Origin of the sequence: Nocardioides sp. LML1-1-1.1 (genome assembly GCF_040676175.1) — a bacterium.
In the GTDB taxonomy this organism is placed as follows: domain Bacteria; phylum Actinomycetota; class Actinomycetes; order Propionibacteriales; family Nocardioidaceae; genus Nocardioides.
In genome coordinates, this window is record NZ_JBEGHK010000005.1 from 22,709 (window position 1) to 46,255 (window position 23,547).

At 72.8% G+C, this 23,547-nt stretch carries 23 protein-coding genes; 17 read left to right on the top strand and 6 right to left on the bottom strand.

The features are described from left to right. The first annotated feature begins 15 nt into the window (after positions 1-15). A complete protein-coding gene (locus MRBLML1_RS17350) occupies positions 16-861 on the top strand; it encodes a GNAT family N-acetyltransferase (RefSeq protein ID WP_364518249.1) in 846 nt (281 codons plus the stop codon). A gap of 7 nt (positions 862-868) precedes the next feature. Here MRBLML1_RS17350 and MRBLML1_RS17355 read toward each other — a convergent pair whose 3' ends face one another. After that, positions 869-1,420: an isochorismatase family protein gene (locus tag MRBLML1_RS17355; protein WP_364518251.1), complete on the bottom strand. Its 552-nt coding sequence runs from the start codon at positions 1,418-1,420 to the stop codon at positions 869-871. A 54-nt stretch (positions 1,421-1,474) separates the two neighbouring features. Further along, positions 1,475-2,092 (bottom strand): TetR/AcrR family transcriptional regulator, encoded by a 618-nt coding sequence (locus MRBLML1_RS17360; RefSeq protein WP_364518254.1) that lies wholly within the window; start codon positions 2,090-2,092, stop codon positions 1,475-1,477. A 149-nt stretch (positions 2,093-2,241) separates the two neighbouring features. Between MRBLML1_RS17360 and MRBLML1_RS17365 the strand changes: the two genes are divergently transcribed. From MRBLML1_RS17365 to MRBLML1_RS17375, 3 genes are all read left to right on the top strand, one after another. Then, positions 2,242-3,993, top strand: coding sequence for a hydroxysqualene dehydroxylase (locus MRBLML1_RS17365; RefSeq protein WP_364518256.1), 1,752 nt, complete (start codon positions 2,242-2,244; stop codon positions 3,991-3,993). A 48-nt stretch (positions 3,994-4,041) separates the two neighbouring features. Continuing rightward, positions 4,042-4,410: a DoxX family protein gene (locus MRBLML1_RS17370; protein ID WP_364518258.1), complete on the top strand. Its 369-nt coding sequence runs from the start codon at positions 4,042-4,044 to the stop codon at positions 4,408-4,410. 170 nt (positions 4,411-4,580) lie between these two features. Further along, positions 4,581-5,291 (top strand): HAD family hydrolase, encoded by a 711-nt coding sequence (locus MRBLML1_RS17375; protein WP_364518260.1) that lies wholly within the window; start codon positions 4,581-4,583, stop codon positions 5,289-5,291. A 285-nt stretch (positions 5,292-5,576) separates the two neighbouring features. Here MRBLML1_RS17375 and MRBLML1_RS17380 read toward each other — a convergent pair whose 3' ends face one another. Then, positions 5,577-6,017: a ferritin-like domain-containing protein gene (locus MRBLML1_RS17380; protein WP_364518263.1), complete on the bottom strand. Its 441-nt coding sequence runs from the start codon at positions 6,015-6,017 to the stop codon at positions 5,577-5,579. After that, positions 6,014-6,514, bottom strand: coding sequence for a hypothetical protein (locus tag MRBLML1_RS17385; RefSeq protein WP_364518265.1), 501 nt, complete (start codon positions 6,512-6,514; stop codon positions 6,014-6,016). Before MRBLML1_RS17385 ends, MRBLML1_RS17380 begins: the two co-directional genes overlap by 4 nt. Before the next feature lie 69 nt (positions 6,515-6,583). On the opposite strand from MRBLML1_RS17385, the gene rimP reads away from it, so the two are divergent. The 10 genes from rimP to MRBLML1_RS17435 all read left to right on the top strand — a co-directional run bounded on the left by rimP (position 6,584) and on the right by MRBLML1_RS17435 (position 16,790). Then, entirely contained in the window at positions 6,584-7,093 is a 510-nt protein-coding gene (gene rimP, locus MRBLML1_RS17390) for a ribosome maturation factor RimP (RefSeq protein ID WP_364518267.1), read from the top strand. Next, on the top strand, positions 7,093-8,061 hold the full coding sequence (gene nusA / locus MRBLML1_RS17395; protein ID WP_364518269.1) for a transcription termination factor NusA: 969 nt from the start codon (positions 7,093-7,095) through the stop codon (positions 8,059-8,061). The genes rimP and nusA overlap by 1 nt, the downstream gene beginning before the upstream one ends. Positions 8,062-8,111: 50 nt before the next feature. Next, positions 8,112-8,465, top strand: coding sequence for a YlxR family protein (locus tag MRBLML1_RS17400; protein WP_364518271.1), 354 nt, complete (start codon positions 8,112-8,114; stop codon positions 8,463-8,465). Between the two features lie 94 nt (positions 8,466-8,559). Beyond that, the gene (gene infB / locus MRBLML1_RS17405) at positions 8,560-11,397 is read left to right on the top strand and encodes a translation initiation factor IF-2 (protein WP_364518273.1); all 2,838 of its coding nucleotides are present in this window, start codon (positions 8,560-8,562) and stop codon (positions 11,395-11,397) included. 83 nt (positions 11,398-11,480) lie between these two features. Beyond that, positions 11,481-11,945 carry a 30S ribosome-binding factor RbfA gene (gene rbfA / locus MRBLML1_RS17410; RefSeq protein ID WP_364518275.1) on the top strand — a complete coding sequence of 155 codons (465 nt, stop codon included), beginning with the start codon at positions 11,481-11,483 and terminating at the stop codon, positions 11,943-11,945. Then, positions 11,945-12,808 (top strand): tRNA pseudouridine(55) synthase TruB, encoded by an 864-nt coding sequence (truB, locus tag MRBLML1_RS17415; protein ID WP_364518277.1) that lies wholly within the window; start codon positions 11,945-11,947, stop codon positions 12,806-12,808. The genes rbfA and truB overlap by 1 nt, the downstream gene beginning before the upstream one ends. 25 nt (positions 12,809-12,833) lie before the next feature. Beyond that, entirely contained in the window at positions 12,834-13,781 is a 948-nt protein-coding gene (locus MRBLML1_RS17420; protein WP_364518279.1) for a bifunctional riboflavin kinase/FAD synthetase, read from the top strand. Between the two features lies 1 nt (position 13,782). After that, positions 13,783-14,685 (top strand): hypothetical protein, encoded by a 903-nt coding sequence (locus MRBLML1_RS17425; protein ID WP_364518281.1) that lies wholly within the window; start codon positions 13,783-13,785, stop codon positions 14,683-14,685. After that, on the top strand, positions 14,682-15,584 hold the full coding sequence (locus MRBLML1_RS17430) for a nucleoside hydrolase (protein ID WP_364518283.1): 903 nt from the start codon (positions 14,682-14,684) through the stop codon (positions 15,582-15,584). Before MRBLML1_RS17425 ends, MRBLML1_RS17430 begins: the two co-directional genes overlap by 4 nt. A 33-nt stretch (positions 15,585-15,617) precedes the next feature. Then, a complete protein-coding gene (locus tag MRBLML1_RS17435) occupies positions 15,618-16,790 on the top strand; it encodes a molybdopterin-dependent oxidoreductase (protein ID WP_364518285.1) in 1,173 nt (390 codons plus the stop codon). Here the strand turns inward: MRBLML1_RS17435 and arfB are convergent. Together arfB and MRBLML1_RS17445 are read right to left on the bottom strand one after the other, a co-directional pair. Further along, positions 16,787-17,209: an alternative ribosome rescue aminoacyl-tRNA hydrolase ArfB gene (gene arfB / locus MRBLML1_RS17440; RefSeq protein ID WP_364518287.1), complete on the bottom strand. Its 423-nt coding sequence runs from the start codon at positions 17,207-17,209 to the stop codon at positions 16,787-16,789. The genes MRBLML1_RS17435 and arfB overlap by 4 nt on opposite strands. Next, the gene (locus MRBLML1_RS17445; protein WP_364518289.1) at positions 17,210-19,321 is read right to left on the bottom strand and encodes a molybdopterin-dependent oxidoreductase; all 2,112 of its coding nucleotides are present in this window, start codon (positions 19,319-19,321) and stop codon (positions 17,210-17,212) included. 185 nt (positions 19,322-19,506) lie between these two features. Between MRBLML1_RS17445 and rpsO the strand changes: the two genes are divergently transcribed. The 3 genes from rpsO (at position 19,507) to MRBLML1_RS17460 (ending at position 23,527) form a co-directional block, all read left to right on the top strand. Next, positions 19,507-19,782, top strand: coding sequence for a 30S ribosomal protein S15 (rpsO, locus tag MRBLML1_RS17450; protein WP_364518291.1), 276 nt, complete (start codon positions 19,507-19,509; stop codon positions 19,780-19,782). Between the two features lie 149 nt (positions 19,783-19,931). Beyond that, entirely contained in the window at positions 19,932-22,160 is a 2,229-nt protein-coding gene (locus MRBLML1_RS17455; RefSeq protein WP_364518293.1) for a polyribonucleotide nucleotidyltransferase, read from the top strand. Next, positions 22,157-23,527 carry a M16 family metallopeptidase gene (locus tag MRBLML1_RS17460; protein ID WP_364518295.1) on the top strand — a complete coding sequence of 457 codons (1,371 nt, stop codon included), beginning with the start codon at positions 22,157-22,159 and terminating at the stop codon, positions 23,525-23,527. The genes MRBLML1_RS17455 and MRBLML1_RS17460 overlap by 4 nt, the downstream gene beginning before the upstream one ends. The last annotated feature ends 20 nt before the right edge of the window (positions 23,528-23,547 follow it).

The following is a 23,547-nucleotide window of genomic DNA, read 5'->3' on the forward strand; positions in this document are numbered from 1 at the left end:
CCCTAGGGTGGTGCCGTGTTGACCACCCGGCACGGCGTGCGCGTCCTCGCGAGCGCCGACGTCCCCGCCTTCGTGGAGCTCGCGAGCCAGGACCCGGTCGTCAACGTCTTCGCGCTGCACCGCGCCCACACCACGAACCTCGAGCCCCGCTGGCTCGGCGGCGAGATGTGGGGGCGCTTCGACAACGGCCACCTGGTCGCCGCGTGCCACGTCGCCGCCAACCTCGTCCCGGTGCAGGCCGGCCCCGAGGACGCGGTCGCCTTCGCCGAGCGCGCGCTCGCCCGGCGTCGTACGGCGTCCACCCTGGTCGGCCCGCAGTCCGCCGTCCGGCCGTTCTGGGCCGAGGTCGCCCCGCACTGGGGACAGCCGCGGGACACCCGCTGGGACCAGCGCCACCTCGCGCTCGACGGCCCGCCCGTGCTCGCGCCCGACCAGGGCGTGCGCGCCGGTGTGCAGAGCGACCTCGCCACGCTCTACCCGGCCTGCGTCGCGATGTACACCGAGGAGGTCGGCGTCTCGCCCGAGTCCGGTGGCGGCGGGGACCTCTACCGGGCCCGCGTCGCCCAGCTCATCGGCCGCGGGTGGTCCTTCGTCCGGTACGACGGCGAGGAGCTCGTCTTCAAGGCCGAGGTCGCCTGCGCGACGCCGCAGGCCGCCCAGATCCAGGGGGTCTGGGTGCCGCCGCACCGCCGGGGCCAGGGGCTGGCCACGGCCGGGATGGCCGCCGTGGTCCACCAGGTGCGGGCGCGGATCGCGCCGACGGTCTCGCTCTACGTCAACGACTGGAACACCGCCGCGCGGGCGGTCTACGAGCGGGTCGGCTTCGCGGAGACGACGCGCTTCGCGACCGTGATGTTCTAGGACACGCTCACCAGGTGACCTCCTCGGCGGGGACCACCTCGGTCGTGATCCCGGGGTAGTCGGTGTCGGCGACGAAGAAGTTGGTGAACGCGATCATCTCCTTCGCCCCGACCGGCACGGTGCTGCCGTCGGGGAGGGGGAGCGGCCACGGCCCCTCGTCGGTGGTGTGCCCGTCGGCCACCAGCACCGTGTCGTAGCCCTCGACCTGCGAGCGGGCGGCCGTGCTGCGCACGCAGGCGTCGGTGGCGGCACCGCACAGGACCAGGCGGGTGACCCCGAGCGCGTCGAGCCGCGCGCGCAGGTCGGTGTCGGCGAAGGAGTCGAGGTAGGTCTTCGCCACGACCGGGTCGCCCTCGCCCGGTCGCACCTCCTCGACGATCTGCCAGGGCTCGGAGCCTGGCACGAACGGACCCGCCTCGTGCTGCACCCAGATCACGGGCACGTCGTCGGCGCGCGCCCGGTCGATGAGGCCGCGGATCCGGCCGATCACCCCGGCGCGGTCGTAGGCCTCGGCGGTGTTGCCCTGCTGGACGTCGATGACGAGGAGTGCGGTGGTCATGGCTTGCACGCTAGACCGGCCCTCCGACACCGACCAGCGGGCCGGGCGACGCGGTCAGCGGCTGAGCCGGGGGAGCCCGTTCCAGAGCAGCCGGGCGGCCACGTCGGTGACCTCGTCCAGCGCCACGTCGGGGTGCTCCTGCCACCAGCGCGCCACCCCGTCGACGCCGGTGATGAGCAGCTCGACGACCACCGCCGAGCCCGTCGCGCCGGCCTGGAGCCCGGACCGGGCGAGGTCGGGGGCGAGCATCGAGGTGACCGCCTGGGCGCGGGCGGTGCGGTAGGCCGCGAGCACGCTGTCGAGGTCCGGGTCGCCGGTCGGGACCGGGTCGACCAGCAGACGCCGGGCCGCCGGACGCTGCCGCGCGAAGGAGAGGTACGCCGCCACGGTGGCCCGCAGCCGGTCCGCGCCGGCGCCGGCGCCGGTGATGCCTGCGCCGACCTCGGCCAGCATCGCGGCGTTCTGGCTGTCGAGCACCTGGAGGTAGAGCTCGCGCTTGGAGCGGAAGTGGTCGTAGAGCACGGTCCGGGACACCCCGGCGGCGGAGGCGATCTCGCCGACCGAGGCGGCGTCGTAGCCGCGGCCGGCGAAGACCTCGACGGCGGCGGCCTCGATCCGCTGCCGACGGGCGGGCGCGCTCAGCCGGCGGCGGACGGTGTCCGTCGTGGCCACGGGAGCCTCCTCGTCGTCGTACCCACACAGATGTCGGTGGTGAGCCCGGTGGTGAGCCCGGGCCTCTTGACCTGCTGTGGTGGTCGTCACGATACTCGGTCTCGCCAGTTACCGACACCACTGTCGGTTGATCTCATGGGGAGACCTCGATGACGCACCAGCTCGACCGCCGTACCCTGCTCGGCTCCTCGGTCGCCGTCGGCGCCGGCGTGGCGCTGGCCGGCGCCGGCCTCGCCCCGGCCTTCGCGGCGACCCCCGGCAAGAACGCCGTGGTGCTCGGTGGCGGCATGGCCGGCCTGACCGCTGCCCACGAGCTGGTCGAGCGCGGCTTCACCGTGACCGTCTTCGAGCCCTCCGCCTGGGGCGGCAAGGCGCGCAGCATCCCGTTCGCGGGCACCGGCACCGGCGGCCGCGCCGACCTGCCGGGGGAGCACGGCTTCCGCTTCTTCCCGGGCTTCTACCACCACGTGCCGGACACGATGCGACGCATCCCGTTCGGCTCCGGCACCGTCGGCGACAACCTGGTCGCGGCCAGCGGCGGCAAGTTCCTGCGCGGCGGCGACCACGCGGACGCCTTCGTCTTCGGGGTCGGCCCGGACCCGCAGCAGCTGCTCACCGTCGACGGCCTGCGCCGCTTCCTGCTCGACAACCTCGGCGGCCACGCGGTGCCGCCGCACGAGCTGACCTACTTCGTCGAGCGCCTGCTCGTCTTCCTCACCAGCTGCGACGAGCGCCGCCTCGGGCAGTGGGAGAAGGTCTCGTGGTGGGACTTCGTGGGCGCGGGGAAGCGCTCGCAGCCCTACCAGAAGATCCTCGCCGCCGGCCTGACCCGCAACCTGGTCGCCGCGAAGGAGACCATCGCCAGCACCCGCACCATCGGCAACATGGGCGAGGCCTTCGTCTACAACATCATGGGCCGTGGCAACGACGGCGCGCTGGACCGCGTGCTCGACCTGCCCACCAACGAGGCGTGGATCGACCCGTGGATGACCTACCTGCGTGGGCTCGGCGTGCGGTTCGTCCCCGGCCAGCGGCTGGTCCGCTACGAGACCTCCGGGGGCCGGATCACCGCCGCGGTCCTCGCCGACGCCGCCGGTACGACGAGCCGCGTCGAGGCCGACTGGTTCGTCAGCGCGATGCCGGTCGAGCGCGTCGTACCGACGCTCACGCCCGACGTGCTGGCGCTCGACCCGGGCCTGAAGGGCCTCTCCTCGCTGCAGACCGACTGGATGGTCGGCATCCAGTTCTTCCTGCGCGACCACGTCGAGGTGACCAAGGGGCACATCACCTTCATCGACTCGCCCTGGTCGCTGACCGCGCTGACCCAGGGCCAGTTCTGGGCCGACCGCCAGATCTCGCGCGACTACGGCGACGGCGAGGTCGTCGACATCCTCTCGGTCGACATCTCCAACTGGGACGCCAAGGGCATCCTCTACGGCAAGCCCGCCAAGGAGTGCACCGCCACGGAGATCGCCGCCGAGGTGCTCGCGCAGGTCCGTGACCACCACACCGTGGGCGACCTGATGCCCGAGGGCATCGTGCACTCCTGGTTCCTCGACCCGGGCGTGCAGTGGGACGCGGCCAACCGCCGCAACACCAACGAGACGCCGCTGCTCGTCAACACCGTCGACTCCTGGCGCCGGCGGCCCACCGCCCGCACCACGATCCCGAACCTGCTGATGACCGGCGACTTCGTGCAGACCGACATCGACCTCGCCACGATGGAGGGCGCCAACGAGTCGGCCCGCCACGCCGTCAACGCGATCCTCGACGAGTCCCGCTCCACGGCGGCACGGGTGAAGACCTTCAGGCTCTACGACCCGCCGGAGTTCGAGGCCCTCAAGGCCACCGACCGGCTGCTCTACAAGCTGGGCGCGCGCAACCTGCTCGACCTGGGCTGAGACCTGGCCTGAGACCTGGCGTGAGGCCGGGGCTGGCAGAGTGAGCACATGCCCGTTCCCTTCACGGCCAAGGCCGTCACCGGCGCCTTCTTCGTCAGCGGCGTGATCCACCTCGTCAAGCCCGAGGTGTTCGAGCCGCTCATCCCCGAGCAGCTGCCCGGTGGCGCGCGGGCCTGGGTGACCTGGAGCGGGTACGCCGAGCTGGCCTGCGCCACCGGCATGCTGCACCCGCGCACCCGCAAGGCCGCCGCCTACGCCAGCGCCGCGCTGCTCGCCGGGGTGCTGCCGGGCAACGCGAAGATGGCCGCGGACGCGCAGAAGTCGTCCAGCACGGCGTACAAGGTGGCGACGATGGCACGCGTGCCGCTCCAGGCGCCGATGATCCGCGGGATGCTGAAGGCCGCGCGCAGCGCCTGAGCCGTTACTGGTTCGCCGCACCCGTACGCGCGGCCGTAGGCTGCGCGGGTGCTGATGCGGATGTCGACCCTGTTCGTCCGGACCCTGCGCGAGGCCCCCTCGGACGCGGAGGTCCCGAGCCACGGGCTGCTGGTGCCGGCGTCGATCCGCGCCACCGTCGAGGGCTGACGATGACGATCGAGGCGGTCATCTTCGACTGGGGTGGCACGCTCACGGCCTGGCACGACATCGACTTCCACGCGGAGTCGCTGGCGTTGGCGCAGGCGGTGCTCACCACCCCCGACACCAGCGACGACCACCACGCCTTCGCGCAGCGGCTGCACCAGGCCGGCAGCGTGATCTGGGGTCGCAGCCGCGACCACCAGGAGAGCGCGACGATCGACGACCTGTTCACCGAGGCCGGCCTGGAGCACGACCCGGAGCTGCTGGAGGCCTACTACGGCTTCTGGGAGCCGCACACCCTCACCGACCCCGAGGTGGCCCCGCTGTTCCGGTGGCTGCGCGCGGAGGGGATCAAGGTCGGCGTGCTGTCGAACACGATCTGGCCGCGGCGCTGGCACCGCGGGTTCTTCGAGCGCGACGGCGTGCTCGACCTGATCGACGGCGACGTCTACACCAGCGAGGTGCCGTGGACGAAGCCCTCGCCGCACGCCTTCCGCGCCGCCATGGACGCCGTCGGCGTCAGCGACCCCGCCCGGTGCGTCTACGTCGGCGACCGGCTCTTCGACGACGTCTGGGGCGCGCAGAGCGCCGGGATGCGCGCGATCCACGTCCCACACAGCACGATCCCGACCGACCAGGTCGGTCACACCGAGGGGGAGCCGGACGCGGTCGCCCAGCGGCTCGCGGACCTGCCGGACCTGCTCGCGCCCTGGCGCTGAGCGCCGCTAGCGGCGGCCCGGCCGGACCCGCCCGGAACTGCAGGTTTGTGCACTGCATGTTTATGAGGATCGCAAGGTGCAGACCGGGGGCTGCATCTGTTGCATGATTGTGCACAGGTGATCGGTGAGCCCCACCTCTCCCGTCACTCAAGATGACCGTTGTCCCCGGTCACCAGTGGTTCGCGGCCCCGTACTTCGGGGGACGTCTCGGGAGTTCCCCGGAGAACGGAAGCCGCGAACCACTGGCGTTTTTGGGCCAGGTGGGCTCGCAGCCCGGGAGCGGGGTCAGCGCCCCGGGAAGTCCTCCGGCCGGCCACCGAAGCCGAGCCCGCGCACGGCGGCGTCGAGCAGGGCGGTGACCGCCCAGGTCCGGGTCGGGCCGGTGGTCCGGGCGACCAGGTAGGCGTAGGTGCGTGCCGCGTCCTGCTCCAGGCGCAGCGCCCGGGCCAGCACCGCCCGAGAGGTGCCGAGCTCGGCGGGCAGGGAGTAGCCCGGTGCGGCCGGCTCCGGGTCGCCGCCCGCCGCGCGGATCATCGCCGCGAGCTGGTCGCGGCGGGTGCGGTGCAGGCGGTAGGCCGCGGTCACCCGGGCGAACAGGGTCGGCGTCGCCGAGCGCGAGGTCTGCGCGCCGAGCGCGCCGTAGACGAAGACCGCGGCGTGCTCGGCGGCCAGTGCGGTCTGGAGCGCCTCCACGGTGTCCGCGGGCGCCGGGGTCGGGTCGCTCACAGGGCCGCCCGCTGCTGGGCGACCGCGGCCGCCATCGAGGCCAGCAGCTGGGCCAGCGCCCCGCTCTCGGCCCCGCCGGCCGCCTGGACGAGGCGGTCCTGCAGCCGCGTCTCGGCCTGGTCGAGGCCCTGCAACGCCGTGGCCCGGTTGCCGGCCACGGCCGGCGGGGTGGCCGGGTCGGCGCCGCCGAGCTCGGCGAGGTGGGCGGCGTGGAGCGTGGCGAGCCGGGTCGTCGTCGGCGCCAGGGGCGGGTACGACGTACCGGTGGCGGTGGCGAGGGCGGCGACCGAGGCGACGGCGGTGGCCACCTCGGCGACCAGGTCGCTGTCGGCGTCCACGGCGGGCGCGGTGGGCGTCACCGCACCCGACACGCCCGGGTCGTCGTCGTCCCCGAGCAGCCCGTCGACCGGGTCGCAGCCGGTGGCCAGCAGCGCCGCTCCGGCGAGCGAGCCCGTCACCAGGGCGCGGCGCGTGATCGGGGTCGCTCGTGCGGGCACCGGGGAACCCTATCTCCACCCGCTATGGTGGGCGGGCACAGCCACAACAGGACACGGGAGGACTCGATCATGGGTTCGGGCCAGGGCGCTCAGCGAGCGACGACGGAGCGGATCGAGCACGTCCTCACGGGCCCGCTCGCCGAGCTCGGACTCGACGTGGAGGCGGTGGAGCTCACTCCCGCCGGCAAGCGGCGGGTGCTGCGCGTGGCGCTCGACACCGACGGCGGGCCGACGCTGGACGACGTCGCAGCGGCGACCAAGGTGATCGACGCGATCCTCGAGGGCGACGCGTCCGGGGTGATGGGCGAGCTGCCCTACACCCTGGAGGTCACCTCCCGGGGCGTCGACCGGCCGCTGACGCTGCCGCGGCACTGGCGGCGCAACGCCGGGCGCCTGGTCAAGGTGGGCCTCGCCGACGACACCGCCCTCACCGGCCGGATCGGCGACTCCGACGACGACGGGGTCACCCTGGACGTCGACGGCGCCGAGCGCCGGGTGCCCTACGCGGACGTGCGCAAGGCGCTCGTCCAGATCGAGTTCAACCGCAAGACGAGCGACGACGAGAAGGACGCCGAGTGATGGACATCGACCTCAACATCCTGCGGACGCTGGAGCGGGAGAAGGAGATCAAGTTCGACGTCCTCGTCGAGGCGATCGAGCAGGCCCTCCTGACGGCCTACCACAAGACCGAGGGCTCGGTCGCGCAGGCGCGCGTCGAGCTCGACCGCAAGACCGGCCACGTCAGCGTGCTCGCCGCCGAGCTCGATGCCGAGGGCACCAAGGTCGGGGAGTACGACGACACGCCCGCCGACTTCGGCCGGATCGCCGCCACGACGGCCAAGCAGATCATGCTGCAGCGCCTGCGCGACGCCGAGGACGAGATCAAGTTCGGCGAGTTCTCCGGCAAGGAGGGCGACATCGTCTCCGGCATCATCCAGCAGGGCCGCAACCCCGACGACGTGCTCGTCGACCTCGGCAAGCTCGAGGCCCAGCTGCCCTCCAGCGAGCGGGTGCCGGGGGAGGACTACAGCCACGGCACCCGGATCAAGTGCCTGGTCGTCTCGGTCCGCAAGGGCATGCGCGGCCCGCAGATCACGCTCTCCCGCTCGCACCCGAACCTGGTGAAGAAGCTGTTCGCGCTGGAGGTGCCCGAGATCGCCGACGGCACCGTCGAGATCGCGGCCATCGCGCGCGAGTCCGGGCACCGGACCAAGATCGCGGTCCGCTCCACCGTCTCCGGCGTCAACGCCAAGGGCGCGTGCATCGGCCCGATGGGCCAGCGGGTGCGCAACGTGATGTCGGAGCTGCACGGCGAGAAGATCGACATCGTCGACTGGTCCGACGACCCGGCCACCCTGGTGGCGCACGCGCTCTCGCCCGCCCAGGTGCAGTCGGTGACGGTCGTGGACGCGGCGGCGAGGTCGGCGCGCGTCGTCGTACCGGACTTCCAGCTCTCGCTCGCCATCGGCAAGGAGGGCCAGAACGCCCGTCTCGCCGCCCGGCTGACCGGCTGGCGCATCGACATCCACTCCGACGAGGAGGCGTAGGCCACGCCGGTTCGGTCCCGCGACCGGACAAGCGGTAGAGTTGAGCCTCGGTGGCTCGCCGACTGAAATCTCCCGCACGCCCGGACGCACTCCCTCCCGAGGGTCCCGTCCGGACCTGCATCGGATGTCGGCAGCGGGCCGCCAAATGCGAGTTGTTGCGGCTGACCGCCAGCTCGGGCAGCGACGGCCTGGTCGTCCTTCCCGATCCTGACGCCAGCGCGCCGGGACGTGGAGCGCACCTGCACCCCACCACCGGCTGCTACGACCTCGCGGTGCGGCGGAAAGCCTTCTCCCGTGCGCTCCGGGTCACTCCGGGTGCGGGTGGGCTGTCCACTGCGCCGGTGGGGGAGTACGTCGCCTCGCGGACCGATCCGACCGACAGAAACTGGAGCAACAGCTCATGAGCACTCGATGAGTACCTCGCGATGAGCCAGTTCGTTCTGCACCACCCACCAACGGTCTGAGATCCACCCCCGGGTCTCGGCCAGAAGGAGAACCGTGGCCAAGACCCGAGTTTCCGAACTCGCGAAGCAGTACGGCATCCCCAGCAAGGAAGCGCTGGAGAAGCTGAGCGCGATCGGTGAGTTCGCCAAGACGGCGTCCTCCAGCATCGAGCTCCCCGCCGTGAAGAAGTTCGAGGCGACCTACGGCGCCGAGCTGCTCGCCAAGATGAAGCCTGCCGGTGACGCCTCCGCGGCGCCGGCCAAGGCGGCGCCCAAGCCCGCCCCGACCAAGAAGGCCGCCGCGGCGCCCGCCGCCCCCGAGGCTCCGGCCGCCCCCGAGGCGCCCGCTGCCGCCGCTCCCGAGGCGCCCGCCGCCCCGGAGGCGCCCGCCGCCGACAAGCCGGCCGCGCCGCGCCCCGGTCCGCGTCCGGGCCCGAAGGCGCCGGCCGAGAAGCCGGCTCCGGAGGCCCCCGAGGCTCCGGCCGCCGAGGCGCCCGCCGCCCCGGCGCCCGCCAAGCCGGGTGCGCCCAAGCCCAAGGCTCCCGCCCCGGCCCCGCGCCCGGTCGGCAAGCCCAGCGGCACCCCGCGTCCGGGCAACAACCCGTTCGCGCCCAGCCAGGGCATGGGCCGTCGTCCCGCCCCGCCGCCGCGTGAGGGCGAGGCCGGTCCGGCCGGCCCGCGCCCGCCGGCGGGTGCCGGTGGCGGTGGCCGTCCCGGCATGCCGCGTCCCAACCCGGCGATGATGCCGAAGTCCCCGGCCGCCTTCGGCGCCGGTCCCGGCGGTCGTGGCCCGGGTCGTCCCGGTGGCGGCGCAGGCCGTCCCGGCGGCGGTGCCCCCGGTCGCGGCGGCGCTCCGGGTCGTCCCGGTGCCGGCGCGGGTGCCGGTGCCCCCGGTCGCGGTCCCGGTGGCTTCGGCCCCGGTGGCGGTGGCCGTCCCGGTGGAGGTCGTCCCGGCCAGCGCGGCCAGACCCAGGGTGCCTTCGGGCGTCCCGGTGGTCCGGCCCGCCGGGGGCGCAAGTCCAAGCGGGCGCGTCGCCAGGAGTTCGAGGCCATGGAGGCCCCGACGATCGGCGGGATGCGGGTCCGCAAGGGCAACGGCGAGACCGTCCGCCTGGCGCGTGGCTCGTCCCTGACGGACTTCGCCGAGAAGATCGGCGTCGACGCCGCGTCGCTCGTGCAGATGCTCTTCCACATCGGCGAGATGGTCACGGCCACCCAGTCGGTGGGCGACGAGACCCTCGAGCTGCTCGGTGACGAGCTCAACTACGTCGTCGAGATCGTCTCCCCGGAGGACGAGGACCGCGAGCTGCTCGAGACCTTCGACCTCGAGTTCGGCGCTGACGAGGGCGGCGAGGAGGACCTGGTCGTCCGGCCGCCGGTCGTGACCGTCATGGGTCACGTCGACCACGGAAAGACCAAGCTCCTCGACGCGCTGCGCGACGCCAACGTCGTGGCCGGCGAGGCCGGTGGCATCACCCAGCACATCGGTGCCTACCAGGTCCACACCGAGGTCGAGGGCAACGACCGCCGGATCACCTTCATCGACACCCCGGGTCACGAGGCGTTCACCTCGATGCGTGCCCGTGGTGCGCAGGCGACCGACATCGCCGTCCTGGTGGTCGCGGCCGACGACGGCGTGATGCCGCAGACGGTCGAGGCGCTCAACCACGCCCGGGCGGCCAACGTCCCGATCGTGGTCGCGGTCAACAAGATCGACAAGGAGACCGCCGACCCGACCAAGGTCCGCGGACAGCTCTCCGAGTACGGCCTCGTGCCCGAGGAGTACGGCGGCGACGCGATGTTCGTCGACGTCTCGGCCAAGGCCGGGCTGCACCTCGACAAGCTGCTCGAGGCGATCGTCCTGACCGCCGACGCCTCGCTCGACCTGCGGGCCAACCCGGTCCAGGACGCGCAGGGCCTGGTCATCGAGGCGCACCTCGACCGCGGTCGCGGTCCGGTCGCCACGATCCTCGTCCAGCGCGGCACGCTCCGCGTCGGTGACTCGATCGTCGCCGGTCCGGCCCACGGCCGGGTCCGCGCGATGCTCGACGAGCACGGCAACGAGCTGTCCGAGGCCGACCCGGCCCGGCCGGCGATGGTGCTCGGCCTGTCGTCCGTCCCGGGCGCCGGGCAGAACTTCCTCGTCGTCGAGGACGACCGGATGGCGCGCCAGATCGCCGAGAAGCGGGAGGCGCGCGAGCGTGCCGCCCTGCAGGCGAAGCGTCGCGTGCGTCGCACCCTCGAGGACTTCATGGCCTCCATGGAGAAGGGCGAGAGCCAGGAGCTCAACCTCATCCTCAAGGGCGACGTGTCCGGTTCGGTCGAGGCTCTCGAGGACGCCCTCGCCCAGATCGACGTGGGCGAGGAGGTCAGCCTGCGGGTCATCGACCGCGGTGTCGGTGCGATCACCGAGACCAACGTCGACCTGGCTGCCGCCTCCGACGCCATCATCATCGGCTTCAACGTCCGGCCCCAGGGCAAGGCGGGCCAGATGGCGGAGAAGGAAGGCGTCGAGATCCGCTACTACTCGGTCATCTACCAGGCGATCGAGGAGATCGAGGCGGCCCTCAAGGGCATGCTCAAGCCGGAGTACGAGGAGCACGCTCTCGGCCAGGCGGAGATCCGTGCGATCTTCCGCTCGTCCAAGATCGGCAACATCGCCGGCTGCATGGTCATCGACGGGGTCATCCGCCGCAACGCCAAGGTGCGCGTGCTGCGCGACGGCGCCGTGGTGGCCGACAACCTCGACCTGGCCTCGCTCAAGCGGGAGAAGGACGACGCGGCCGAGGTCCGGGAAGGCTTCGAGTGCGGTCTCGTGCTCAGGAACTTCCAGGACATCAAGGAGGGCGACATCGTCCAGGCCTTCGAGATGCGCGAGATCCCGCGGGGCTGACCTGCCCCCAGCACCACCCGCGTTGTGCCGTCCGTCCCTCACCGGGGCGGACGGCACAGCCGTCCTACTGATAGGAAATGACCATGGCCAGCCCGCGCGTGCGCAAGATCGCCGACCGGATCCAGGTGATCGTCGCCGAGCTGTTGGAGCGACGCATCAAGGACCCCCGGCTCGGTTTCGTCACCGTGACCGAGGTCCGGCTCACCGGTGACGCCCAGAACGCCACCATCTACTACACCGTGCTCGGCGAGGACGCCGACCAGCAGGCGACGGCGCAGGCGCTGGAGTCGGCGCGCGGCATGATCCGCTCCGAGGTCGGCAAGCAGCTCGGCATGCGCACGGTGCCCACGATCGCCTTCGAGCCCGACCACATCCCGGAGTCCGCGCGCCACCTCGACGAGGTGCTCGCCAAGGCCCGTGAGGCCGACGCCGCGGTCGCTGCCGCCCGCGAGGGCGCCCAGCCCGCGGGCGAGGCCGACCCGTACAAGAAGCCCCGCGAGGTCGCCGAGGCGGACGCCGAGGAGTCCGTCGAGGACGACGAGGCCTGATGTCCGGGGTCCCCTCCGGGCTGGTCGTCGTCGACAAGCCCGCCGGGCTGACCTCGCACGCCGTGGTCGCGCGGGTGCGTCGCACCCTCGGCACCCGCAAGGTCGGCCACGCCGGCACCCTCGACCCGATGGCCACCGGCGTGCTGGTGCTCGGTGTCGAGCGCGCCACCCGGCTGCTCGGCCACCTGATGCTGACCGAGAAGACCTACTCCGCGACCGTGCGGCTCGGCCAGGCCACGACCACCGACGACGCCGAGGGCGAGGTGACCGCGACCGCCTCGGCGGCCGACGTCACCGAGGAGGCCGTGCGGACGGCGCTCGCCGCCTTCGCCGGCGAGATCGAGCAGGTGCCCTCGACGGTGTCGGCGATCAAGGTCGACGGCCAGCGCGCCTACGCCCGGGCCCGCGCGGGCGAGGAGGTCGAGCTGAAGGCCCGGCCGGTCACGATCCACGAGATCACCGCCGGCGACGTACGACGCGAGGGCGACCTGCTCGACCTCGACATCCGGGTGCGCTGCTCCAGCGGCACCTACATCCGCGCCATCGCCCGCGACCTCGGCGCCGCGCTCGGGGTCGGCGGGCACCTGACGGCGCTGCGGCGCCACGCGGTCGGCCCGTTCACCTTGGACGGGGCGAACACCGACCTCGACGACCTGACGCTCACCCCGCTGGCCGAGGCCGCGCGGGCCTCCTTCCCGGCGCTCGACCTGGACGCCGCGCAGGCGCAGGCGGTCCGCTACGGCCGGCCGCTGCCCCTCGACATCACCGACCTGACCGGGGTCTTCGCGCCCGACGGGGAGTTCCTGGCGCTCTACCAGCCGCACGGCAAGGTCTCGAAGCCCGCGGCGGTGTTCGTCGGCTGAACCCCCGTATGGAAGAGTTGCCGCCGTGCGAGTGTGGCGCGACTTCTCCGAGGTGCCGAGCGATCTCGGCCGCACGGTGGTGACGATCGGCAACTTCGACGGCATGCACCTGGGTCACCAGCACGTCGTACGACGTGCCCGGGAGGTGGCCGGCGAGGTCGGCGTCGACCACGTGGTGGCCGTGACCTTCGACCCGCACCCGATCGCGGTGCTGCGTCCCGAGCACGCGCCGCCGACGCTCACCACGATCGACGAGCGGCTGCGGCTGCTCGGTGAGGCGGGCGTGGACGACGTGCTCGTCATCCCGTTCTCCCGCGACATCGCCGCCTGGACGCCCGCGGAGTTCATCCAGCGGATCCTGCTCGACACCCTGCACGTGAAGGCCGTGGTCGTCGGCGCGAACTTCCGCTTCGGCAACCGCGCCGCCGGCGACTGCAACCTGCTGCGCAGCGCGGGCGCCGAGCACGACTTCGTGCTGGAGGAGGTCAGCCTCGACGGCGGCCCGCAGGTGTGGTCCTCGACGTACGTGCGCACCTGCCTGGGCGCCGGCGACGTCTCCGGCGCCGCGGAGGCGCTGGGCCGGCCCTTCACCACCCGCGGCGTGGTCGTTGAGGGCGACAAGCGCGGCCGCGAGCTGGGCTACCCGACGGCCAACGTGCCGGTGCGGCCCGGCGCGGCGGCCCCCGCCGACGGCGTCTACGCCGGCCGGCTGACCGTGCTCGACGGGCCGGACGCGGGTGCGACGTACCCGGCGGCGATCAGCGTGGGCACCAACCCGACCTTCGCCGGCGAGCGCGAGCGGCGGGTGGAGTCGTACGTGCTCGACCGCACCGACCTGGAGCTCTACGGCCGCGAGGTCGAGGTGGCCTTCGTCGAGCGGCTGCGTGGGATGGTGCAGTTCGCCTCGGTGGACGAGCTGCTCGTGGCGATGGCCGGCGACGTGGCGCGGGCCCGGACGATCCTCGCGGGCTGACGTGAGCCTGCCGGACGACGTCCCCGCCGCGGAGCGGTGGTTCGTCGACCACGGCCTGCCGTACTTCGTCGACGGCTACCGCGCCGGTGTGGCCCGCGGGCTGCGCCGGGGCCGGCTGGTCGTGGTGTTCGTGGTCGCGGTGGTCCTCGGTGCCGTGGCGGGCGTGCCGGTGGGCGCGGGCTGGGGCGCGGCCGCGGGGCTCGGCGCCGCGCTGACGGTCGCCGGCGTCGTCCTGGCGGTGTACGCCGTCGCCACCCTGCGGGCCTGGCTCATCGTCGGCTGGGCGGTCCGCCGCACGCTCGGGTCGCTGGGCCTGGTCCTGCCGCTGGTGACCCGGGCGCTGCCGTTGCTGCTGCTCTTCATGACCTTCCTGTTCATCAACACCGAGGTCTGGCAGGTGGCCTCCAGCCTCGACGGCGGGGTGCTCTGGGTCTCGGTCCTGCTCTTCGCGGCGATCGCGGTCGGCTTCCTGCTGACCCGGCTGCCGGAGGAGCTGGAGAGCGTCGACCCGGACGTGCGCGGGCTGGAGCGGGCCAACCTGCTGCTGGTCCTGCTGGTCGCCCAGGTCGTCCAGGTGCTGCTCCTGGCGCTCGCGGTCTACGCCTTCTTCCTGGTCTTCGGCATCGCCGCGATGGAGCCCTCGGTCATCACCTCGTGGATCGGGCACGCGCCACAGCCGCCCGACGGCCCCGTCGGTGACTGGCTGGGGGAGCGGCTGAGCCTGGAGCTGCTGCGCGTCTCGACCTTCCTCGCGGCGTTCAGCGGCCTCTACTTCACGGTGTACGCCGTGACCGACGAGCTCTACCGCAAGCAGTTCTTCACCTCGGTGATCGCCGAGCTGGAGCGGGCGGTCGAGGCCCGGACGGCCTACCGGGACCTGCGCGCCGCGGAGCCGCCCGCATGATCCCGGTCGTCCTCGACTGCGACACCGGCACGGACGACGCGGTGGCGATCCTGCTGGCCGCCCTGCACCCGGACCTGGACCTGCTCGGTGTGACGGCGGTCTGGGGCAACCACGACGTGCGGCACACGACCGACAACGCACTGCGCGTGCTCGACCTCGTCGGCGGCGGTGGCGCCGGCGTGCACCCGGGCCGCAACGAGCCCTTCCGGCCGCGGATCGAGCCGCTGCCGAGCGGGCGCGCGGACCTGCCGCCGACCCTCGACCTGCCCGCGCCGGTGTCGGCTGCCGGGACGGACGCCGTCGAGTGGCTGGTCGCCACGCTGCGCGCGGCCACCGACCCGGTCGCGCTGGTCGCCACCGGTCCGCTGACCAACGTGGCCGCCGCGCTGGCGGCCGACCGGCGGATCGTCGACGCCGTGGGGCGGCTGGTCGTGCTGGGTGGGGCGCACCGCCAGGCCGGCGTGACGCCGTACGCCGAGCGGAACGTGTGGTGCGACCCCGAGGCCGCTGCCGACGTGCTCGCCGCCCGCTGGCGCGACCTGCTCCTGGTCACCATGGACGCGACCTTCTCCGCACCGCTCGACGCCTCCGACGCGGCCCGGCTGCGCGCCCTCGGCACGCCGGCCGCGGTGGCGGCCGCGGCCTTCGTCGAGTCCCGGATCGCCTGGTACGACGGCCCCGCACCTCTCCACGACCCGCTGGCCGTCGCCGCCCTGGTCGCGCCGGGGCTGCTGACCACGCTGCGGGCCACGGTGCGGGTGGAGCGCACCGACCCCGGCCGGTACGGCGCCACGACCTTCGCCGCGGAGCCCGACGAGCGCCGCGGCCGGGTCACCGTGGCGGTGCGGGCCGACAAGGCCGGCTACCTCTCCCTGCTCGACGAGGTCCTCGGCTCTTAATTCGACTAAGTCGATCGTGTTAATCTGCTGGCCATGGAGATCGGTCTGCGTCGACGTTCCGTGCTCGGACTCCCCGTGGCGGGCCTGGCCGCCGCCGGGATCGCCCAGCTCCCTGCCCGGCGAGCGTGGGCCGGCGCCCCCGCGATCCAGAAGCCGCTCCCGCCCGAGCAGTTCATCGACTACGGCACCAACGCCGAGATGCGCTGGACGTCGGTCGACCCACGCCGCCAGGCCACGCCGCAGGCCCGGCTGTTCGTGCGCAACCACACCCGGACGCCGCAGATCGACCCCGCGTCGTACCGGCTCACGATCGCGGGGGACGGCCTGCGCGACCCCGCCGGCGTGACGCTGGGCCTGACCGAGCTGAAGCGCCGCTTCCGGCACGTCGAGGTCACCTCCGTGCACGAGTGCACCGGCAACGGTCGCAGCTTCTTCGACACCCAGCAGGGCGCCAAGGCCTCCGGCACCGCCTGGACCCTCGGCGCCGTCGGCTCGGTGACCTGGCAGGGCGTGCGCCTGCGTGACGTGCTGCGCTGGGCCGGGCTGCGCCCGGACGCGGTCTCCGTGCAGGGCGTGGGCCTCGACGACGAGTACGTCGACAAGGGGGAGAACCTCGGCCGCGTGCGCCGCCCGTTCCCGATCGCCAAGGCGCTCGACGACGCGCTGCTGGCCTGGGGCCTGAACGGCGAGCCGCTGCTGCCCGACCACGGCTTCCCGCTGCGCCTGGTGCTGCCCGGCTGGGTCGGCATCGCGAGCATCAAGTGGCTCGGCTCGCTCGAGGTGTCGATGACCGAGCTCACCTCACCGTGGAACACCCGCTGGTACAACATCGGCGGCCCGCTCACCGTCAACCCGGTCCGCTCCGCGTGGGAGCTGCCCTGGAACGCCACCCTCGCCGCCGGGCGCCCGGTGGTGCTCACCGGCCGGTCGTGGTCCGGCGCGGCGCCGGTCGCGCGGGTGGAGGTCAGCACCGACGGCGGGACGACGTGGCAGCGGGCCCGGCTGCGACCGGCCACCGGGCGTCGTACCGAGGGGCACGGGTGGACCCGCTGGGCGCACACCTGGCACCGGCCCACGGCGGGCAGCCACCAGCTGCTCGCCCGGGCCACCGACCTGCGCGGTCGCAGGCAGCCGGACGTGGCGGCCTTCAACCCCAACGGCTACTTCTTCGACGCGGTGGTGAAGCACCCGGTGACGGTCGCCTAGGACCCGCCTCGGTCCTGGACCCGCCCGCGCAGCTGCTTGGTCTGGCCGCGCTGCCGCTTGGCCTCCAGGCGTCGCTCCTTCGAGCCCCGGGTCGGCTTGGTGGCGCGGCGCGGGGGAGGTGGCGGGGCGAGCAGCTCGCGGATCCGGGCGGCCAGCCGCTCGCGGGCCGCGTTGCGGTTGCGCAGCTGGGAGCGGTGCTCGTGGGCGACCACGCTGATCGGGCCGGACAGGCGGGCCCGCTGCCGCTCGTCGAGCACGGCCGACGTACCGGGGTCCCAGACCAGCTCGACCCGGGTGTCGGTGGTGTTGACCGACTGGCCGCCGGGGCCGGGGGAGCGGGAGAAGCGCTCGACCAGCTCGCCGTCGGGGATGAGGAGGCCCTCGGGCAGGCCGGGGCCCGGTGGGACGCTGAGGTCCATCTAGCCGACGGTGACGGGTACGCCGGACAGGGCCGCGTTGCCCGACACGTCCAGCCGCTCGGGGTCGGTCAGGTCGTTGATCGACACGCCCGCGACACCGGTCGCGACGCCGAGCCGGACGCCCTCGCGCTGGTGGCCGTAGCCGTGGGGGAGCGAGACCACGCCGGGCATCACGTCCTCGGTGGCCCTGACCTCCACCTCGACCTTGCCGACCCGCGAGGTGACGGTCACCAGCGCGCCGTCGCGCAGGCCGCGGGCGTCCAGGTCGGCGGGGTGCATGAGCAGGTGGTGGCGTGGCTTGCCCTTGGTGAGCCGGTCGGTGTTGTGCATCCAGGAGTTGCAGTCGCGCTGGTGGCGCCGGCCGATGAGCAGCAGCTCGTCGCCGGTCGGCAGCTCCTGGGCGCGCAGCCGGTCCAGGTCGCCGGCGACGAGGTCGGGCAGGGCCGCGATCCGCTTGTCCTTGGTGAACAGCCGGCCGGGCAGCTGGCCGCCGCGCAGGGCGCCGATGTCGACGCCCTCCGGGTGCTTGCGCAGCTGGCTGATGGTGACGCCGGAGCGCCCCGTGCGCAGCAGCATCCCGATCGCGAACGTCGGGCTCAGCCGCAGCCGGGCCTCGGTCAGCAGGCGGCGCTTGAGCGGAGGCTTGCGGTGCAGCCGCTTGGCCACCCGCACGTAGAGGTCGCGGAAGATCTCCCAGTCGTGGCGCTGGTCGCGGCCCTTGGGGAAGATCGCGGGCGTGAACCGGGCGGTGTCGCGCACCGCGAGCACGTGGAACGGCAGGTCGTAGTGGTCGCGCTCCAGCAGCGTCGTCGGGGGAAGGATCACGTCGGCGTGCCGGGTGGTCTCGTTGAGGTAGATGTCGACGGCCACGCAGAAGTCCAGGCCCTCCAGCGCCTTGTCGAGAGCGGCGCCGTCGGGCGTGGAGAGCACCGGGTTGCCGGCGATCGTCAGCAGCGCGCGGACCTGGCCCTCGCCGGGCGTCTCGATCTCCTCGCGCAGCACCGCCACGGGCAGCTCGCCCCCGAACTCCGGCGCCTGGCGCACCCGCGAGCGGAACCGGTCGTAGTGCCCCCGGCCCAGCAGCCCGCGGCCCACCGCGTCGATCGCCGGTGAGGTGAGCATCGCCCCGCCCACCCGGTCGGTGTTGCCGGTGACCAGGTTGAGCAGCTGCACCGCCCACTGGCAGACCAGCCCGAACTCCTGGGTCGAGACCCCCATCCGGCCGTACGCCGCCGCGCCGTCCGCCGCCGCCAGCTCGCGGGCCACCCGCACGATCACCTCGGCCGGCACCCCGCTCGCCTGCTCGGCGGCCTCGGGGGTGAAGCCGGCGAGGGCCGCCTCGACGTCGTCCAGCCCGTCGACGTACGACGGCGGGGTGGTCAGGCCCTCCGCGAACAGCGTGTGCAGCATCGCCAGCAGCACCCAGGCGTCCGTGCCGGGCCGCACGAAGTGGTGCTCGTCGGCCACTCGCGCGGTCTCGGTGCGGCGCGGGTCGAACACGACCATCCGGCCGCCCCGGGCCTGCAGCTCGCGCAGGCGGCCGGGGAAGTCGGGCACGGTCATCAGCGAGCCGTTGGAGGCCATCGGGTTGGCACCGAGGACCAGGAAGTAGGACGTGCGGTCGATGTCCGGCACCGGCAGCAGCAGCTGGTGGCCGTAGAGCAGGTGCCCGATCAGCTGGTGGGGGAGCTGGTCGACCGAGGTCGCGCTGAACTTGTTGCGGGTGCGGAAGGTCTGCGCCACCGCGATCCCATGGGTCAGCGCGCCGAGGCTGTGGGCGTTCGGGTTGCCGAGGTAGAGCGCGAGGGCGTCGTCGCCGTGCTCGTTGATCGTCCGGGCGATCCCGTCGGCCACCAGGTCCAGCGCCTCGTCCCAGCCGATCTCCTCCCAGCGCGCGTCGGCGCCGCGGCCGGTGCGTCGTACCGGACGGCGCAGGCGGTCGGGGTCGGCGTGGATGTCGCCGATCGCCACGCCCTTGGGACAGATGTGCCCGCGCGAGAGCGGGTCGTCGGGGTTGCCGCGGGCGCCGGTCACCCGGCCGTCCTCGATGGTCAGGAGGAGCCCGCAGGTCGCCTCGCACAGGTTGCACACGCCGATCCGCTGCTCTGCCACGCTGGCATCGTCACACGTCGTGCCGGGGGAGCGCCATCACCCCCGAGGTCGTCGCGGGTCAAGGATTCGGTCGGCCCCGATGCCCGCTGTTAGCCTTGTGCGGTTGCCGTCAGAACGGCCGCGGACCAAGAGAGCTCCAGGATTTCAGGCTGGGGCGCCGCGCAACGAGCGAACAGGGAGTTCCCATGGCAGTCGGTACCGACGCTGAGACCAAGAAGAAGATCATCGCCGAGTACGGCACCACCGAGGGTGACACCGGTTCGCCGGAGGTCCAGATCGCGCTGCTCTCGCACCGCATCAGCCACCTGACCGAGCACCTCAAGCAGCACAAGCACGACCACCACAGCCGTCGTGGCCTGCTCCTGCTCGTCGGCCAGCGCCGCCGTCTCCTCAACTACCTCAAGAAGACCGAGATCGAGCGCTACCGCACGATCGTCGAGCGCCTCGGCCTGCGTCGTTGACCTGAACGACCGAAAGATGCTCACGGACGGGCGACCCCACGCGGGTCGCCCGTTCTGCATTTCCGTCCCGGCTCGATAGTGTGGCCGGTGACAATCACATCCATTCCCGCGGGGCAACGCGTCCCGCACGTTCGAATAAGAGAAAACAGTTGACTGAACCCGTCATCTCCGAGGTCGAGACCGTTCTCGACAACGGCAAGTTCGGCACCCGCACCGTCAAGTTCGAGACGGGCGTCCTCGCCCGCCAGGCCGCCGGATCGGTGAGCGCCTACCTCGACGGCGACACCATGCTGCTCTCGGCGACCACCGCCGGCAAGCACCCGAAGGACCACTTCGACTTCTTCCCGCTGACCATCGACGTCGAGGAGCGGATGTACGCCGCGGGCCGCATCCCCGGCTCGTTCTTCCGTTCCGAGGGTCGCCCGGGCGAGGACGCGATCCTCGCCTGCCGCCTCATCGACCGCCCGCTGCGCCCGACCTTCAAGAAGGGTCTGCGCAACGAGGTCCAGGTCGTCATCACCGTCATGGCGCTCAACCCCGACACGCCGTACGACGTGCTCGCGATCAACGCCGCGTCGCTGTCCACCCAGCTCTCCGGCCTGCCGTTCTCCGGCCCGGTCGGCGCCACCCGGGTCGCCCTCATCGAGGGCCAGTGGGTCGCCTTCCCGACCCACAGCCAGCTGGAGAAGGCCGTGTTCGACATGGTCGTCGCCGGCCGCGTCACCGAGACCGGTGACGTCGCCATCATGATGGTCGAGGCCGAGGCCACCGAGGACGTCATCGAGCTGGTCCGCGGCGGCGCGCAGGCGCCGACCGAGGAGGTCGTGGCCGCCGGCCTCGACGCCTCGAAGCCGTTCATCAAGCAGCTGGTCGAGGCCCAGGTCGAGCTCGCCAACGTGGCCGCCAAGCCGGTCCAGGAGTTCCCGATCTTCCTCGACTACGAGGACGACGTCTACGCCGCCGTCGAGGCCGCGGTGAAGTCCGACCTCGCCGCCGCGATGACCATCGGCGACAAGCAGGAGCGCGAGACCCGCACCGACGAGCTCAAGGCCGCTGCGCTGGAGAAGCTCGCCGGCCAGTTCGAGGGTCGCGAGAAGGAGATCGGCGCGGCCTTCCGCTCGGTCAACAAGCAGCTCGTGCGCGAGCGCATCCTGCGCGACAAGGTCCGCATCGACGGTCGCGGCCTGGCCGACATCCGTCCGCTGCACGCCGAGGTCGACGTGATCCCGCGCGTCCACGGCTCCGCGCTGTTCGAGCGTGGCGAGACTCAGATCCTGGGCGTCACCACCCTCGACATGCTCAAGATGGAGCAGCAGATCGACACGCTGTCGCCCGAGTCGCACCGGCGCTACATGCACAAGTACATCTTCCCGCCGTTCTCCACCGGCGAGACCGGCCGCGTCGGCTCGCCGAAGCGCCGCGAGGTCGGCCACGGCGCGCTCGCGCGTCGTGCGCTGCTGCCGGTGCTCCCGAACCGCGAGGAGTTCCCCTACGCCATCCGCCAGCTCTCCGAGGCGATGGGCTCCAACGGCTCCACCTCGATGGGCTCGGTCTGCGCCTCGACCCTGTCCCTGCTGCAGGCCGGTGTCCCGCTCAAGGCCGCCGTCGCCGGCATCGCCATGGGGCTGGTCTCCGGTGAGATCGACGGCAAGACCGAGTACGTCGCGCTGACCGACATCCTCGGTGCCGAGGACGCCTTCGGCGACATGGACTTCAAGGTCGCCGGCACCAAGGAGTTCGTGACCGCCCTCCAGCTCGACACCAAGCTCGACGGCATCCCGGCCGAGGTCCTCGCGCAGGCCCTCACCCAGGCCCGCGACGCCCGACTGGCGATCCTGGACGTGATGAACGAGGCCATCGACGCTCCCGAGGAGATGTCGGTCCACGCCCCGCGGATCATCACCGTCAAGGTGCCCGTCGACAAGATCGGCGAGGTCATCGGGCCCAAGGGCAAGGTCATCAACCAGCTGCAGGACGACACCGGCGCCTCGATCTCCATCGAGGACGACGGCACCGTCTACATCGGCGCGACCAACGGCGAGGCGGCCGAGGCCGCCCGGTCCGCGATCAACGCGATCGCGAACCCGACCATGCCCGAGGTGGGCGAGCGCTACCTCGGCACGGTCGTGAAGATCACCAACTTCGGTGCCTTCATCGCCCTGATGCCGGGCAAGGACGGGCTGCTGCACATCACCAAGCTGCGCGCCCTCGCCGGTGGCAAGCGGATCGAGAACGTCGAGGACGTCGTCTCGGTCGGCCAGAAGCTGCAGGTCGAGATCGGTGAGATCGACGACCGCGGCAAGCTCTCGCTGATCCCCGTCGTCGAGGACGCCGAGGGCAGCGACGCCGAGTCCGCGGAGGAGTCCGAGGACGCGTGAGCACCACGTCTCGCACGTCGACGGCCGGTCAGCAGCACGCTGACCGGCCGTCGGCCGTTTCCCGCGCCTCCACGCGCACCCTCGAGACGGTGCGCGACGAGGCGGGCCAGGTGACGTCCGTCGTACGGCGCACGCAGCTCCCGTCCGGCCTGCGGATCGTCACCGAGCAGATGGCCGGCGCCCGGTCCTCCTCGATCGGGGTGTGGGTGGGGGTCGGCTCGCGCGACGAGACCGCGACCACCCACGGCGCCTCGCACTTCCTCGAGCACCTGCTGTTCAAGGGCACCGACGAGCGCTCCGCACTGGACATCTCGATCGCCCTGGACGCGGTGGGCGGGGAGTTCAACGCCTTCACCGCCAAGGAGTACACCTGCTTCCACGCCCGGGTGCTCTCCGACGACCTGCCGCTGGCGGTCGACGTGCTCGGTGACATGATCACCGGCTCGACGATCGCCGCGCCCGACGTGGACGCCGAGCGCGACGTCATCCTCGACGAGATCGCGATGCACGACGACGACCCTGACGACGTGGTGCAGAACCTGTTGGCCGCGCTCGCCTGGGGTGAGCAGACCCCGCTGGGCCGCCCGATCGCCGGCACCGACGCCTCGATCGGGGCGATGACCGGCGCCCAGATCCGCCGCTTTTACCGGCGCCACTACGTCCCGGCCAACACCGTCATCTCGGTCGCCGGCGCGGTCGACCACGGCGCGCTCGTCAAGGCCGTGACCAAGGCCTTCGCCCGGCACGACTGGCTGCGCGCGACGTCCGCGCCCGTCGTACCGCGGGCGTTGGCGAGAGCCCGCCGGCCCCGGGTCGGCACGGGCGCCGCCGAGGTGCACCGGCCCTTCGAGCAGGTCAACCTGGTCATCGGCCGGGAGGGCGTGACCCGCGACGACGAGCGCCGCTACGCGCTGGGCGTGCTCAACACCGCACTCGGCGGCGGTACGTCGAGCCGGTTGTTCCAGGAGGTCCGCGAGGTGCGCGGGCTGGCCTACTCCGTCTACTCCTTCGCCAGCCAGTACGCAGACTCCGGCCTGGTGGGCGTCGCGGTCGGCTGCCTGCCCGACCGCACGGAGGAGGTGCTGGCCGTGGTCCGCGAGCTGCTGACGACGATCGCCGCCGAGGGGATCACCGCCGACGAGCTCGCCCGCGGCAAGGGCCAGCTGGTGGGCGGGATGATCCTGGGCCTGGAGGACTCCGGCTCGCGGATGATGCGCCTGGGCAAGAACGAGCTGGTCCACGGCGAGGTGCTCGGCATCGACGAGGTCATCGCCCGGGTCGAGGCGGTCACGCTCGACGACGTGCGCGAGGTGGCGGCCGAGGTGTTCGGCCGGCCTGAGCTGCTGGCCGTCGTCGGCCCGGCCTAGGAGAGCGCAGGAGCGCGGCT